Raw genomic sequence first — 15,441 nt, 5'->3', positions numbered from 1 at the left:
CGGCAAGGCGGCGCAGAAGCAGGCTCCGAAACGCGCGAAGAAGCGCACCGGCAAGCCCGCGCAACCGAAGCAGAAGCGTCGTCAGGCACCGGCCAAAGGACGTCGGCGCTCTCTCACCCCGCCGCGCGGCACCAAGCGCCGGCCACAGACTCGCGCTCAACGACATGAGGCGGTGCGGCGCCGCATCAGCGCGCCACGGCCCGAGATCCGCGCCCGCGAACAGAAGTCCGGCAAGCCTCGCCGACGTCTGCTCGCGTCGCTCGCTGCGCTCTCCCTCCTGCTCGTCGTCATCGTCGGGCGCGTCGTGATGCTCAAGACGACCGATGCCGAATCGCTTCGCTCCGCCGGCGCGGAGCAGTGGGAGCGAACCGCCGATGTGGTGGCACAACGCGGCACGATCTTCGACCGGAACGGCAGCGAACTCGCGATGTCGGTCCCCGCAGCGGCGATCTCGATCAACCCGAAGCTGATCGAGAACGGACCGGCGACGATCCAGTTGCTCGATGACCTGCTCGATCTCCCGGACGACCAGGTCGACGATCTGCTCGGCGAGGTCGAGGCCAAAGACCGCGGCTTCGTGTACGTGAAGCGCCAAGTCGATGATGCCGTCGGCGACCAGATCGCCGCGCTCAACCGACCCGGCATCAACGTGGACGCAGAGACCCGCCGCGAGATGCCCGGTGGTGACACCGGCCAAACGGTGCTCGGTCGGACCAACATCGACGGGGAGGGAATCGCCGGCCTCGAGCTCCAGTACGACGACATCCTCACCGGTTCGGGAGGTGCGGTCACCCGCGAGATCGCGCCGGGTGGACGCACCGTTCCTGGCTCGGAGACCTACTCGGAGAAGCCGGTCGCCGGCGACGACCTGGTGCTCACGATCGACCGATCGATCCAGTTCGCGACCGAGCAGGTGCTCATCGATCGGGTCACCGAGATCAATGCCCGCGGCGGGTTCATCGTGGCGATGGACTCGAACACCGGAGAGATCTACGCCAATGCTTCCGTCCGGCGCGACGACGCCGGGCTGCCGGTCGTGACCAGCGGCAACTTCGTCGCGGTCGACAGCTACGAGCCGGGGTCGGTTGCGAAGGTGATCACCGTCGCCGGTGCGCTCAACGAAGGTGTGGTGACGCCGGAGACCTCGTTCCAGATCCCGGGTTGGAAGGAGTACTACGACGTCATCCTGCGCGATGCCCACCCGCACGGGCTGGAGGCGATGTCGGTCCACGACATCCTGGTGGAGTCGTCGAACCTCGGCACCATCCGGATCCAGGAGGAGATGGGCGAAGCCGTGCACTACGACTACATGACCGATTTCGGGCTCGGCGAGGTCACCGACCTCGACTTCCCGGGTGAATCGCCGGGCGTGTTCAAGCCGCTCGACGAGCTGTGGGGCAGCGAGCGGGTCACCGTCGCGTACGGCCAGGGCATGTCGAGCACGCCACTGCAGATGGTCGCGGCGATCAACACCATCGCCAACGACGGCGTGTACGTGGCACCGAGCCTCGTTCGGGAGACCGTTGCCTCCGATGGCACGAGTACACCGGTCGAGCCGGCCGCCACCCGTCGCGTCGTCTCCGAGGAGGCCGCTCGACAGACCGCCGCGATGATGGAAGACGTGGTCTGTTCCGGCACCGCGAGTCGGGCCGCGGTCGAGGGACTGGCGATCGCCGGCAAGACCGGCACCGCCTTCAAGGCCGCCGACAACGGCACCTACTACGACGAGAACGGCAACCGGATCTACTACTCGAGCTTCGCCGGGTTCTATCCCGCCGACGACCCGGAGGTGACCGTGCTGGTGGCGCTCGACGAGCCGGCGGCCGGAACCGACGACCGTTTCGGCGGCACCGCCGCCGCTCCCGTGTTCGCCGACCTCACTCCGACGATCATTCACGAGCTCGAGATCCAGCCATCGGCAACGGACGTGGGATGTGAAGAGCCGTGATCGCTCCCTCGGGCACGGTGACCGTCGATGTGATCGCCGAACGCTTGCGTGCGAGCGACATCGAGGCGCGCGTCGTCGGTGTCGGCGCGACGAGGGTCGCCGGCATCACCCACGATTCCCGTGCGGTCGAATCGGGGCAGGTCTTCGCGTGCCTGCGCGGTGAGTCGTTCGACGGGCACGAGTTCGCGGAGGGTGCGGTGGCCGACGGAGCGGTGGCGCTGCTCGTCGATCACGAAGTACCCCAACTCGAGACGATCCCTCAGATCGTCGTCGACGACACCCGGGTCGCGGTGGGTCCCGCTTCGGCGGCTGCGTGGGGCGACCCGTCCGAGCGCCTCATCACGATCGGGATCACCGGAACCAACGGGAAGACGACGACCGCGCAGCTGCTCCACGCGCTGCTGGAAGCCGCGGGTCATCCGACCGGAATCATCGGCACCTTGCACGGACCGCGCACCACGCCGGAGGCCCCGGATCTCCATTCGACGCTCTCGCGTTTCGTCGACGAGGGGAAGACCGCGGTCGTCATGGAGGTGTCGTCGCACGCGCTGGCGCTCCATCGCATCGACGGAACCGGGTTCGACGTGGTGGCGTTCACGAACTTCGGTCACGACCATCTCGATCTGCACGGCTCGCCGGAGGCGTACTTCCGAGCGAAGTCGGCGCTCTTCACCTCGACGTTCGCACCGGTCGCGGTGATCAACGTCGACGATGCACACGGCAGCCTGCTGGCCGACACACTTTCCGATCGAACCGGCGCCGAAGAGATGCGTGTCGTGACGATCGATTCCACCGATCTCCGCGACGTCGAGGTCGGGGTCGCTGCGCACGACTACCGCTGGCGCGACCGCGACGTTCACGTCGCGTTGGGAGGCGGCTTCAACGTGCTCAACTCGCAGATGGCGCTGTCGATCATCGACGAACTCGATGTCGACATGGATGCGGCGCTCGTGGGCCTGGAGGAGTTCGGATCGGTACCCGGACGGTTCGAACTGGTGGAGACCCCCGAGACGATCCGGCGCGGCTTCTCGGTCGTCGTCGACTACGCCCACACACCCGACGGACTCGAGCGGGTGCTCGCCGACGCGAGCGAGATCGCCGAGCGCCGGACGATCGCCGTCTTCGGGTGCGCCGGTCGGCGAGATCGCGAGAAGCGCCCGCTGATGGGTGCGATCGCGGCCCGGCTCGCCGACGTGGCGATCGCAACGTCCGACAACCCGCGTGGTGAGGATCCGGACGAGATCATCGGCGACGTGTTGAGCGGCGTCCCCGACGAGTACCGTGCCCGCGTGCTCCCGATCACCGATCGGCGCCGCGCGATCCACCACGCACTCACCGTTGCCGAGTCCGGCGACGTCGTGGTCATCGCCGGCAAGGGCCACGAAACCACGCAGGACCTCGGGTCGGAGACGATCGAATTCGACGACCGGCGCATCGTCTCCGAGGAACTGAACGACATCGTCCACGACGAACCGAAGGACACCCCGTGATCTCCATCCTCCTCGCTGCCGCCGTCTCGACGATCGCCTCGCTGTTCGGCACGCGTGCGCTGATCACCTTCTTCAGCAACCGCGGCCAGGGTCAACCGATCCTGGGCAAGGAGGACCTCGGTCCCGACCACCACATGGCGAAGCAGGGCACACCGACGATGGGCGGGATCGCGATCGTCGGGGCAGCGCTCCTCGGTTGGCTCGTCGCCCACGTGCGCCCCGACTTCCCGTTCGCGACGCAGTCGATGATCATGTGGGTCGGCGTCCTGTTCATGTCGGCGATGGGCTTCCTCGACGACTTCATCAAGGTCCTCAAGCGGCACAACCGCGGCATCTTCTGGAAACAGAAGAACTACATCACGATGCTCGCGAGCTTCGGGATGGCCTGGTGGCTCGTCGTCGGAACCGGGATCTCCGAGACGATCTCGGTGACCCGCGCCGAGGAGTTCGGCGTCGAGATCCCGACCTTCCTCTGGATCCTCTGGGCCGGAGTGATCATCTGGGCGACCACGAACGCGGTGAACGTCACCGATGGACTGGACGGCCTCGCGGCCGGATCCGCGCTGATGGGTTTCGGCGCCTACGTGATCATCTCCTACCTCGTGTTCCGCAACGGTTCGCTGTACCCATCGGTGGTCAACCCGCTCGACCTCGGAGTGTTCGCCGCCGCGTTCGCAGGTGGCTGTCTCGGGTTCCTCTGGTGGAACGCCGCGCCGGCTCGGATCTTCATGGGTGACGTGGGTGCGCTCGGGATCGGAGCCGCTCTCGCGTTCCTGGCGTTGACGACCAACACCAGCCTGCTGATCCTGCTGTTCTGCGCGATCAACGTGATGGAGGCCGGTTCGGTGGCCATCCAGATGGGCGTGTTCAAGCTCTCGGGGCGGACGCGGCGTCTGTTCCGGATGTCGCCGATCCACCATCACTTCGAACTGGTCGGTTGGCCCGAGACGACCGTCATCATCCGCTTCTGGCTGATCGCCGCGATCGCGACCGGTGTGGGCGTCGGAGTCTTCATCGCCGACTTCTCGAGCCTCTCCTTGTGATGCGCTCGCTGGTGTACGGACTCGCTGTCGCCGGAGCGGCGACGGCACGTGCGCTCTTGCGTCACGGGTACGAGGTGGTCGTCGGCGACGACGTGGTCGGACCGGAGCGCGTGGCGCTGGCGGAGGATCTCGGTGTCGAGTTGATCGAGGCACCCGACGAGGAACGCCTGCGTGAGCTGTTGTCGAGGTGCGATCTGCTCTGCCCGTCGCCGGGTGTCCCGGAAACGCATCGGGTGATCGACGCGGCCCGTGCGACCGGAACCGAGATCGTGTCGGAGATCGAACTGGCCTACCGCTGGGAGCAGGAACGCGAGGGCGGACCGAGGCCGATGGTCGCCGTCACCGGGACCGACGGGAAGACGACGACGACACTGATGACCGTCGCGATGCTGCGGGCCGCCGGGCTGTCCACCGTGGATGCCGGAAACACCGACACGCCACTCGTCGATGCGATCGAGCTCGACCGCGACGCATTCGTGGTCGAGTGCACCAGCTTCCGACTCGCGTGGACGCGGGATTTCCGCTGTGCCGCTGCAGCGTGGCTGAACCTCGCTCCCGACCATCTCAACTGGCACGCCACCATGGACACCTACTCCTCCGCCAAGGAGCGCATCTGGTCGGCACAGCACGCCGCCGACGCCGCGATCGCCTTCACGGGCGCACCGATCGTGCTGGAGCGGTTGAAGTGTGCGCCGGGCCGTCACGTGACGTTCGGGACCGACGGTGACTACCACGTCGCCGACGGTCAACTGGTCGGACCGCACGGCCCGATCGCGCCGATCGCGTCGATGCGACGGAGTCTGCCGCACGACATCACGAACGCTCTCGCGGCGTCGGCGCTCGTGCTCGAATCCGGGCTGGCCGACACCTCGGCGATCGAACGGGCACTCGGTGAGTTCACCGGTCCGCCTCACCGACTCGAACTGCTCGGCACCCACGACGGCGTGGAGTGGTACAACGATTCGAAGGCGACCACTCCGCACGCGGCGGCCGTGGCGATCCGGGCGTTCGACGACATCGTGCTGATCGCCGGTGGCAAGGACAAGTACGTCGACCTCGCGGAGATGGCGGTCGATCGTGATCACGTGAAGGCGGTCGTCGCGATCGGTGAGACCCGCGAAGCGGTGGCGCAGGTGTTCGCCGGGGTCCCGACCGTCGAGACGACCGAGTTCCTGCCCGAGGCGGTCGAGCGCGCCGCTTCGCTCGCGGTTCCGGGCGACACCGTGCTGCTGTCGCCGGGCTGCGCCAGCCTCGACCAGTACCGCTCGTTCGAAGCGCGTGGCGACCATTTCCGCGAGCTCGCACCCACCCGAGGAGGCCACTGATGGCTACCGCCACGTCCGTTCAGGACCGGCGTCGCGCGACGATCGAACGGATGACCGGCGAGCGGCCGATGCCGCGAGCCGAACGTCGTCAGCGACCCCGACCACCCCGCCGCACGGTCGGAATCCTGCACTGGCTGCGTCCGGCGCGGGCGACGCCGGTCGTGCGCCCGCCGCTCGGCCCTCCGAGTGGCGTGTGGTACGGAATCGTTGCCGTCGTCGTCGTCTTCGTGATGCTCGGCCTCGTGATGGTGCTCTCCGCGTCGGCGTACACGGAGGCAAACCTCGGGAACTCGCCCTACGGCGTGTTCCTCCGACAGGCGACCTGGGCGGCGATCGGACTCGTCGGAATGGTCCTGCTCGCTCGCATTCCCTTCGACGTGTGGCGGCGCTTCTCGTTACCGCTCGTCTTCCTGGCGATGCTGGCGATGCTGGTTCCGCTGGTGCCGGGAATCGGCGGCACCGTGAACGGCGCTCGGGCGTGGGTTCGGATCGGCCCGCTGAGCGTCCAGCCGTCGGAGTTCCTCAAGGTCGTCGTCGTGATCGCGACCGCCGACCTCCTGACCCGGCGCGCGTCGCTGATGAACCACCGCCGACGCACACTGCTGCCGCTGGCGTTGATCGGCGCGATCGGTGCCGGCCTGTGCCTCGCCCAGGGCGACCTCGGCTCGGCGATCGTGCTCGGTGCGATCGTGTTCTCGATCGGGTGGATCGCCGGCGTGCCGTTCGCGCCGCTCGCGCTGATGGGTTCGGTGTCGACGGCGGCCGGGGTGTTCTTCGTGATGTCGAGCCAGACCAGGATCGACCGGTTCACGGCGTTCCTCGACGTCACCGGGAACAAGGACCACCTCGCGTGGCAGACCTACCAGGGGTTCGTGAGCATGGCGTCGGGTGGGATCAGCGGCTCGGGTATCGGTGGGAGCAACACCAAGCTCGGCTACCTGCCGTACGCGCACAGCGACTTCATCTTCGCGATCATCGCCGACGAGCTCGGACTGCTCGGGGCAGCCGCGGTCATCGGTGGGTTCGTCCTCCTCGTCGGCTTCGGGATCCAGACGGCGCTCGCCTGCACCGATCGGTTCGGGATGCTGGTCGCCGGCGGCGTGGCGTCGTGGTTCGGTGTCCAGGCCATCGTGAACCTCGGTGGTGTGACCGGGTTGATGCCGGTCACCGGACTGACGCTGCCGTTCTTCTCGGCCGGAGGTACCTCGTTGTTCGTCTCGATGCTCGCTGCCGGACTGCTGCTCAGCGTCGCCCGCCGCGTCGGTGAACCGGCGCCGACGCGTCCACCGGCACGCGCGCCGTCGACCAAACGGTCCGTGAGTCGTCGGAGGACCCCCTGAGCACGTTCGCTGTCGTCACCGGCGGCGGAACGGCGGGCCACGTCCTGCCCGCGCTTGCGGTCGCCGATGCACTCGTGACCGTCGGCCATGCGGCTGGTGAGGTCCACTACGTCGGCTGCACACGGGGGATCGAGACCCGTCTCCTTCCCGACACGCCCTACCCGCACACGTTCTTCGACGTCGTCGGCTTCCAACGCGCGCTGACCCGCAGGAACCTCGCGTTCCTTCCCAAGCTGGTCCGGGCCCGCCGCGACGCCAGAGCGCTGCTGCGACGTCTGCAACCGGAGGTCGTCGTCAGCGTCGGCGGATACGCGAGCATGCCGGCCGTGCTCGCGGCACGTTCGCTGGGAATCCCGATCGTGGTCGTGTCGTACGACTTCGTGCCGGGGCGTGCGAGCCAGCTGTCGGCGCGGTCGGCCGCCGCCTGCGCCGTCGCCTTCGAGAACTCACCGCTGCCGAACGCAACCGTGACCGGGGCGCCGGTCCGTCACGACCTGGTGACCCTCGATCGGACGCGCGATCGAGCGAACGCTCGAGCACACCTCGGTGTCCCTGATGAACGGTTCCTCGTCGCGGTGATGGGAGGTTCGCTGGGCTCGGGCGTGTTGAACGGAGCCATCGCCGAGTACGCCGGCGAGCATCGCGATGACGCGGGGCTCGCGATCCGGCAGGTGGCAGGGGAGCGGTTCGTCGCCGATGTCGAGGAAGTGCATCCCATCGGCGACCAGGGCATTCTCCACCAGGTCGTCGGCTACGAGTCGGACATGCCCGCGATCTACGCGGCCGCGGATCTGCTGATCGGGCGCGGCGGCGCGAGCACCGTCCACGAGGTGGCGACCACGGGGATCGCCGCGATCCTGGTCCCGTGGGCCGATGCCGCCGATGATCACCAGACCGAGAACGTGCGCTGGCTCGCCGATGCCGGAGGAGCCGTGGCCATGACCGAAGCGGAACTGGCTCAGCCGCACCATCTCGCCGACACGATCGAACGGCTCCGCTCCGATGACGAGGCGCGTGAGGCGCTGTCGACCGCCGCGTACGCCCGTGGCGAGATCCATCGATCCGGTGCCTTGGCCGAGTTGATCGAGCAGGTCGCCCTAGCATCTTCGGGGCGATGACCGAACAGCTCCCCGTCCCCGAGGCTCCGCTCGACCTGTCGACCCCACACCGGCTCCACGTGGTCGGTGTCGGCGGTCCCGGCATGAGCGCGATCGCGATCGCGCTCGCCCAGATGGGCCACGACGTCTCGGGGAGCGACCTGCGCGAACACCCGGTGTTGGAGCGGGTCCGCGCAGCGGAAGCGACGGTCCACATCGGTCACGACCGAGCGGTCGTCCACGGCGTCGATGCGGTCACCGCGTCGACCGCGATTCCCCCGACCAACATCGAGCTCGACGAAGCGCGCACCGAGGGCATCGCGGTGCTCCGACGGGCCGGGATGCTCGCCTCGATCTGCGCGACGGCGAAGTCGATCGCCGTCGCCGGAACGCACGGCAAGACCACCACGACCTCGATGCTGATGCTGATGCTGGCCGAGGGCGGCCTCCGTCCGAGCTTCATCATCGGTGGCGATGTCACCGACCTCGGAACCGGCGCTCAGTGGACCGGGTCGGAGTACCTGATCGTCGAAGCCGACGAGAGCGACGGGACCCACCTGGAGCTTCCGCTGTACGGGACGATCCTCACCAACGTCGAGGTCGACCACCTGGACCACTACGGCTCCTTCGAAGCGATCGTGGAGAGCTTCGAGACGTACCTGGCACAGACGCCCGGACCGAAGGTCGTCTGCGGCGATGACGTCGTGGCCGCGCGGCTGGCTGCTGCGCACGACTCGGTCACCTACGGCCGCAGCGAGGGCGTCGATGTGCGCGCGGTCGACGTGCGCGCCGCGAACGGTGCGTTCGTGTTCGGTGTGGAACGCCGTGGCGACACGATCGGCACGATCGAGCTGCCGATGCGAGGGATCCACAACGTCGTGAACGCGACAGGGGCGATCGCGATGGCGCTCGAGCTCGGCGTGTCGTTCGAGGACATTCGCACGGCGCTGGCCAAGTTCGGCGGCGTGGCTCGACGGTTCGACGTCCGCGGCATCGACGGTGGCGCCACCTTCGTCGACGACTACGCCCATCTCCCGTCCGAGATCGCCGCGGTCCTCGCGGCGACCCGCCACAGCGGCGAGGCATGGAAGCGCGTGGTGGCGGTGTTCCAGCCGAACCGGTACAACCGGATCGCCGAGATCTGGGACCAGTACGGCGGTGCGTTCGCCGAAGCGGATCTCGTCGTGTTGACTGACATCTTCGGGTCGGGGACCACGCCGATCCCGGGGGTCACCGGCAAGTTGATCGTCAACGCCGTCACCGAGGCCGACCCCACGAAACGTGTCGTCTGGCTGCCCAAGCGCGACGACCTCGTCGCCTTCGTCGCGAAGGAAGCGCGAGACGGTGACATCGTCGTCTCGATGGGCTGTGGCGACATCGCGACGCTCCCCTCCGAGGTGCTCGATGCCCGTCGCTCCTCCTGATGCGGTCGAGCGGGCCATCGACGAGCTCGGTGACCTCGCACGGCGCGACGTGCCGCTGGCTCCGCTGACGACCTACAAGGTCGGTGGGCCGGCTGACGTCTTCGTCGAGGTCACGTCACCGGCGCAACTCCACCTCGTGGCCGCGGCGCACGCGGCCAGCGGTCTCTCGGTGCTCGTCGTCGGGCGTGGCTCGAACCTCCTGGTCGCCGACCGCGGATTCGGCGGCATCGCGGTGTCGCTCGCCGACCTGGCGACCGAGATCGAGATCGACCACGATCGATCGATCGTCCGTGCGGGCAGTGCCGTCGCGCTCCCGGTGCTCGCCCGCCGCGTCGCGTCGGCCGGGTTGACCGGATTCGAGTGGGCGGTCGGTGTCCCGGGGTCGATCGGTGGCGCCGTGCGGATGAACGCCGGCGGTCACGGTTCCGACATCGCTGAATCACTGATCGACGTGACGGTGTTCGACCTCGCGGCCTCGAGCGAGGTCGACATCCCCGCAGACCAACTCGGGTTGCGATTCCGCGGGAGCGCCTTGCCGTCGACGGCGATCGTCGTGTCGGCGCGCCTGCAACTCGCCAGTGGCGACGGGGAAGCGGCGCGTCGGGAGCTTGGTGAGATCGTCGCCTGGCGACGCGCGAACCAGCCTGGTGGGCAGAACGCCGGCTCGGTGTTCGTCAACCCGATCCCGCACGAGCTGAGCGCGGGCAAACTGATCGACGAGGTCGGCCTGCGGGGATTCCGGGTGGGCACGGCATTCGTGTCCGACAAGCACGCGAACTTCATCCAAGCGGATCCCGGCGGTTCTGCTGATGACGTTCATCGGCTGATGCAGATCGTGCGCGAGCGCGTCGCCGAGGCAACCGGCTACGAATTGCGCAGCGAGATCCGGCTGATCGGTTTCGATCGACGGTCCGAGCCCCACGGCGGGACCGTGGCCGATGTCGCGCCTCGATCGGGAGCGGCCGGATGAGTCGCTGGTGGAAACGGAAACGTGACGAAGCGTCCGATGAGACGAACGTGACGACGCCCGAGTTCTCCGACGTGAAGCTCGTCAGGAAGGAGCCCGTGGACTCGGGAACGGGCGACGGCGACGACCACGACGTGCTCGCGGAGCTGTCCGAAGCGTTCGCCGGCGACGAGGACGATCCGGGTGACGCCGGCGAGAACGCGGACGCGCACCCGTGGAACACCCCACAGTCCGATCCGCTGCTCGGGGCGGTCTCGGGCGGAGGTTCGGCGTCGGCGGACGACGACGAGAAGGTCGATCCCGAGGACGCCGACACGGAACCCACCATGCGCGGAGCCGGTCCGACCACCATCGCCATCGGTGGCGACGACGAGCTGCCGGACGCGGTGTATCTCGACGATGAGCTGGAAGCCGGTTCGGGTTCGGACTCGGCGCCGGTCTTCATCGACGATGACGGTGAGGGCGATGCGATCGCCCCGAAGGATGCGACGAGTCGTGGGGTGGAGCCCCGCCTGCGCCAGCGTCGGATCGGTGTCCGTCGTGCCGCGGGTCGGAGGCGTCTCAAGTGGGCCGCGATCGTCGGTGGCGTCCTGTTCGTGGTGATCGGCGGCCTCGCGGTGCTCGGCTCGTCGCTGTTCGCCGTGGACGAGGTCGATGTGACCGGACTCCGTCGTGCGGACCCCGACGCCGTCGAGGCGGTCGTCGACGATCTCGTCGGTGAACCGGTGTTGCTCGTCGACGTCGAAGCAGCCGAGGAACGACTCGAGGAGATTCCGTACATCGAGGCGGCCCGGGTCCGGACCGACTTCCCGAGCTCGGCGACGATCGAGATCCTCGAGCGCGTCCCCGTCGCCACGGCGCAAGGTGTGGACGGCCGTTTCCGGATCCTGGATCGCGACGGGCGCGTCCTCGACGTGATCGACGGCCAACCGATCGAATTCGTCGTCATCGAGGGGACGGCCACGCTCGATCAGGAAGCCGGCCAGTTCGCCGACGTCGGCTACTCGGCGGCCGCAGCGATGGTCACCAAGCTGACCCCCGAGATCCGCTCTCGGCTGATCTCGATGTCGGTCGTGCCGGACGGGACCGACCTGCGACTCACCCTGTCGAACGAGCCCGGACCGGAGATCGAGGCTCGCCTCGGCGACGCCGTCAGCGACAGCGATCAGATCGAACGCCTCGTTCGTCTGCAACGCCGCCTCGACGACGTAGTCGGGTCGGATACGACCTTGATCGACGTGTCGACGGTCGAGACGATCGATCAGTGAGCCGGCTCACGTCGCGGAACTGCACCTCGAAGCGGCTAGCGTCCCTGCGCGGCGACGCCGGACCTGGCAGAATGCCAAATAGTCCGCGTCCCGGGCACAGAACATGATGCACGCACTCATCACACATACGAACGACAACGATGCCGCGGTGAACGCGAGCGCATGGAGGACCCACTGATGGTCGGCACACCGCAGAACTATCTCGCTGTGATCAAGGTCATCGGCGTCGGTGGCGGCGGCGTCAACGCGGTCAACCGCATGATCGACGCCGGATTGAAAGGCGTTGAGTTCATCGCCGTCAACACCGACGCCCAGGCGCTCCTCATGAGTGACGCCGATGTCAAGCTCGACATCGGCCGCGATCTCACACGCGGACTCGGCGCGGGCAGCGATCCCGAGGTCGGCCGCGAAGCCGCAGAGTCGCACCGCGACGAGATCGAAGAGATGGTGCGCGGCGCCGACATGGTGTTCATCACCGCAGGTGAAGGCGGCGGTACCGGTACCGGCGCCGCCCCGGTCATCGCCGAGATCTCCCGTGAGGCGGGAGCGCTCACGATCGGCGTGGTCACCCGACCGTTCTCCTTCGAAGGTCGTCGCCGCTCGGTCCAGGCCGACAACGGCGTGCAGAAGCTGAAGGAGAAGGTCGACACCCTCATCGTCATCCCGAACGACCGCCTGCTCACCGTCGCCAACGACAAGACCAGCGTGCTCAACGCGTTCAAGATGGCCGACGAAGTGCTGCTCCAAGGTGTCTCCGGCATCACCGGTCTCATCACGACGCCCGGCCTCATCAACACCGACTTCGCCGACGTGAAGGCCGTGCTCAAGGACGCGGGAACCGCGCTCATGGGGATCGGACAGGCGAGTGGAGACGAGCGTGCCGTCTCGGCGGCGAAGGCCGCGATCTCGAGCCCGCTGCTCGAATCGGCGATCGACGGCGCACGCGGTGTGCTGCTCAACATCACCGGCCCGTCGAGCATGGGTCTGTTCGAGATGAACGCGGCAGCCGAGATCATCCACGGTGTGGCCCACCAGGACGCGTTGATCATCTTCGGTACCGTCGTCGACGACGAGATGGGCGACGAGGTCCGCGTCACGGTGATCTCGGCCGGATTCGATCGTGCGGACATGCCTCCGACCGTGGCGGCGCTCGAAGACCAGCCGCGGACGTCGCCGACGCGCATCACCGAACTGTTCGGCGACGTCGAGGACGCCGACCCGCTCGCGGACGACGACGACGACTTCGACGTACCGTCGTTCCTCAAGTGAGGGGTGCGGGTGCCGACCCCGCTGTATTCCACCACCGTCGCCGGACGTGACGTCCAGATCGTCGCGACCGACCGTTCCGACGGTGATGTCCACCCGGATCGGGTTCGGCCCGAGGACCTGCTCGACCGGCAACTGCGCTCGACCGGCCGGCGGTGGACGATGCTCGACGAGGTGCACGGAATCGACCTGGTCGATGTCGATGCCTCGACCACACTCCACGGTGCGGTGACCCGTGGGGTGGGCGATGTCGCGGTGACCGATCGTCCGGCGACCCACCTCGCGGTGTGGACCGCCGACTGCGCGCCGGTCTTCCTCCTCGCCGATGACGGAACGGTCGTCGGAGCGCACGGCGGATGGCGCGGGCTCGCCGACGGCGTGCTCGACGTGGCCGTGAGTGCGGTCCGTCGCTCCGGTGGGAACGTGGTCGGAGCGGTGCTCGGTCCTTCGATCGGACCCTGCTGCTACGCGTTCGGAGCCGACGACCTCGCCGCGGTCGCTGCCGGTGTCCACGCGCACGATGCCGAGATCGCCGGCACGACGTCGGTGGGCGAGCGGGCGCTCGACGTCCCCGCAGCGGTACAGGCGGCGCTTCGGCATCATGACATCGAACTCGACGCCGTCGGGCCGTGCACCGGGTGTGACGATCGGTGGTTCTCGCACCGGGTGCGCAATGAACCAGGGCGTCACGCGACTGTGGCGGTGATCGGCGGATGAATCACCACCCAGCCGAACAGGTCGCGGCTTCGCTTGCCGCCATGCGGTCCCGGATCGATGCCGTCGAACGGCCGTGGACGCATCCGGTCGACATCACGGCGGTCACCAAGGCGTTCGACCCGTCCGTGATCGCCGCCGCCACGACGGCCGGTTGTTCCGCGGTCGGCGAGAACTACGCGCAGGACCTCCTGTCGAAGCGATCTGCGATCGAGGAGCTCACGACTCGGCCGCGTGTCGACTTCATCGGGCACCTCCAATCCAACAAGGTGCGCCAGATCGCCGACCTCGTCGACCGCTGGTGCACGGTCGATCGACCCTCGATCGCGAAGGAGATCGCGAAGCGGGCGCCCGGTGCCGACGTGCTGATCCAGGTCAACGCGACGGGCGAGGACTCGAAGAGCGGATGTGTTCCCGATGACGTCGCCGGGCTGTTGGATCGCTGCACCGAGCGCGGCCTGAACGTGCTCGGCCTGATGACGATCGGACCGACCGATCAACCCCCGGAAGCGGCCGCTCCCGGGTTTCGCATCGTGCGCGAACTCGTCGACGATCTCGGTTTGAGTGTGTGCTCGATGGGAATGACCCAGGACGTGGACGTGGCCGTTGCGTGCGGTTCGACGAATGTCCGCGTCGGATCCGCGTTGTTCGGTGCCCGCCCGGGGGCGGTTACCCACAGCCCTGTCCACCATGATGAGGACGCACCGGGCTAACCTCCGGCGCTCAGGAGGAAAGATGTCACTCTGGAAGAAGACCATGGACTACCTGGGTCTTGGTCCCGACGAGGCCTACGACGATTACGACGATGACTACGGGCAGGAACCACCTGCCCGGCAGCAGCGCGCACCGCGGGAACCCGAGCCTCAACAGAGGCGAGATCCGCGCGGTGGGTGGGAGCCGGAACCGGAACCAACGGTTCGAACGGTGTCGCCACGTCCGAGCTTTCCGTCGCGTGACTTCGATCCGTCTGCCGCATCACGTCGGCCTCCCCAGGCCCAGAATCCCCGGGACCACGGCGTCTCACCGTCGAACGGTCGCGCAGACCCGACCGCACACGACCATCAGCCCCCGGACGAGACGTCCGGGGTCCAGCCACAGCTCAGGAGCGTTTCAGGAGGGGCCATGGAGCCACATACCGTTCGACCCCGCCGGTTCGACCAGGCACAAGAGGTGGCCGACGCCTTCAAGAGCGGCACACCGGTCATCATGAACCTCGAAGGGACCGAGCGCGACGTCGCACGGCGCCTGATCGACTTCGGCAGTGGCATCTGCTACGCGCTCGACGGGACGATGGAGAAGGTCGCCACGGGCGTCTACCTCCTGAAGCCTCCGCCGGCGCGTTCGCGCGGCTACGACGACTACGGCGACTGACCAGAGAGACTGGAGCACCACATGGACATCAGCCCGCATCAGGTACGCACCGCCGAGTTCAAGTCGGCCAAACGCGGTCTCGACCCCGACGAGGTTCGGCAGTTCCTCGACGACGTCGCCAGTGAGCTCGAACGCGCCCAGAACCAGTCGACCGCGATGGAGGCGCGTGCTCGCGCCGCGGTCGCCCG

At 67.9% G+C, this 15,441-nt stretch carries 14 protein-coding genes; all 14 read left to right on the top strand.

The window, feature by feature from the left end; translation table 11 throughout:
• On the top strand, positions 1-1,948 hold a 1,948-nt coding region (locus tag ON45_RS11465; RefSeq protein WP_206537689.1), incomplete at its 5' end, for a peptidoglycan D,D-transpeptidase FtsI family protein.
• Complete coding sequence (locus tag ON45_RS11460) at positions 1,945-3,438, top strand: UDP-N-acetylmuramoyl-L-alanyl-D-glutamate--2,6-diaminopimelate ligase (RefSeq protein ID WP_051062930.1); 1,494 nt, start codon at positions 1,945-1,947, stop codon at positions 3,436-3,438. The genes ON45_RS11465 and ON45_RS11460, both read left to right, overlap by 4 nt.
• Entirely contained in the window at positions 3,435-4,481 is a 1,047-nt protein-coding gene (gene mraY, locus ON45_RS11455) for a phospho-N-acetylmuramoyl-pentapeptide-transferase (protein ID WP_040494001.1), read from the top strand. Before ON45_RS11460 ends, mraY begins: the two co-directional genes overlap by 4 nt.
• On the top strand, positions 4,481-5,806 hold the full coding sequence (gene murD, locus ON45_RS11450; RefSeq protein WP_040494000.1) for a UDP-N-acetylmuramoyl-L-alanine--D-glutamate ligase: 1,326 nt from the start codon (positions 4,481-4,483) through the stop codon (positions 5,804-5,806). Before mraY ends, murD begins: the two co-directional genes overlap by 1 nt.
• Positions 5,806-7,146 (top strand): FtsW/RodA/SpoVE family cell cycle protein, encoded by a 1,341-nt coding sequence (locus ON45_RS11445; protein WP_051062929.1) that lies wholly within the window; start codon positions 5,806-5,808, stop codon positions 7,144-7,146. Before murD ends, ON45_RS11445 begins: the two co-directional genes overlap by 1 nt.
• Positions 7,143-8,264: a UDP-N-acetylglucosamine--N-acetylmuramyl-(pentapeptide) pyrophosphoryl-undecaprenol N-acetylglucosamine transferase gene (locus ON45_RS11440; RefSeq protein WP_277619172.1), complete on the top strand. Its 1,122-nt coding sequence runs from the start codon at positions 7,143-7,145 to the stop codon at positions 8,262-8,264. The genes ON45_RS11445 and ON45_RS11440 overlap by 4 nt, the downstream gene beginning before the upstream one ends.
• Entirely contained in the window at positions 8,261-9,667 is a 1,407-nt protein-coding gene (gene murC, locus ON45_RS11435; RefSeq protein WP_051062928.1) for a UDP-N-acetylmuramate--L-alanine ligase, read from the top strand. Before ON45_RS11440 ends, murC begins: the two co-directional genes overlap by 4 nt.
• Positions 9,648-10,637: a UDP-N-acetylmuramate dehydrogenase gene (murB, locus tag ON45_RS11430; protein ID WP_051062927.1), complete on the top strand. Its 990-nt coding sequence runs from the start codon at positions 9,648-9,650 to the stop codon at positions 10,635-10,637. Before murC ends, murB begins: the two co-directional genes overlap by 20 nt.
• Positions 10,634-11,902, top strand: a complete 1,269-nt coding sequence (locus tag ON45_RS11425; RefSeq protein WP_040493997.1) for a cell division protein FtsQ/DivIB — start codon at positions 10,634-10,636, stop codon at positions 11,900-11,902. Before murB ends, ON45_RS11425 begins: the two co-directional genes overlap by 4 nt.
• A 177-nt stretch (positions 11,903-12,079) precedes the next feature.
• On the top strand, positions 12,080-13,171 hold the full coding sequence (ftsZ, locus tag ON45_RS11420; RefSeq protein WP_040494008.1) for a cell division protein FtsZ: 1,092 nt from the start codon (positions 12,080-12,082) through the stop codon (positions 13,169-13,171).
• Positions 13,172-13,180: 9 nt separating this feature from the next.
• Positions 13,181-13,885 (top strand): purine nucleoside phosphorylase YfiH/LACC1 family protein, encoded by a 705-nt coding sequence (locus ON45_RS11415; protein ID WP_051062926.1) that lies wholly within the window; start codon positions 13,181-13,183, stop codon positions 13,883-13,885.
• Positions 13,882-14,595 carry a YggS family pyridoxal phosphate-dependent enzyme gene (locus ON45_RS11410; RefSeq protein WP_051062925.1) on the top strand — a complete coding sequence of 238 codons (714 nt, stop codon included), beginning with the start codon at positions 13,882-13,884 and terminating at the stop codon, positions 14,593-14,595. Before ON45_RS11415 ends, ON45_RS11410 begins: the two co-directional genes overlap by 4 nt.
• 409 nt (positions 14,596-15,004) lie before the next feature.
• On the top strand, positions 15,005-15,253 hold the full coding sequence (locus tag ON45_RS23090) for a cell division protein SepF (protein ID WP_158412368.1): 249 nt from the start codon (positions 15,005-15,007) through the stop codon (positions 15,251-15,253).
• A 21-nt stretch (positions 15,254-15,274) separates the two neighbouring features.
• The coding region (locus ON45_RS24085; protein ID WP_148288648.1) for a DivIVA domain-containing protein at positions 15,275-15,441 on the top strand (167 nt) is incomplete at its 3' end.

The organism is Ilumatobacter nonamiensis YM16-303 (genome assembly GCF_000350145.1).
Lineage (GTDB): Bacteria > Actinomycetota > Acidimicrobiia > Acidimicrobiales > Ilumatobacteraceae > Ilumatobacter_A > Ilumatobacter_A nonamiensis.
Note: the sequence above shows the minus strand (reverse complement) of the source record. Positions and strands in the feature narration are given on the sequence as shown.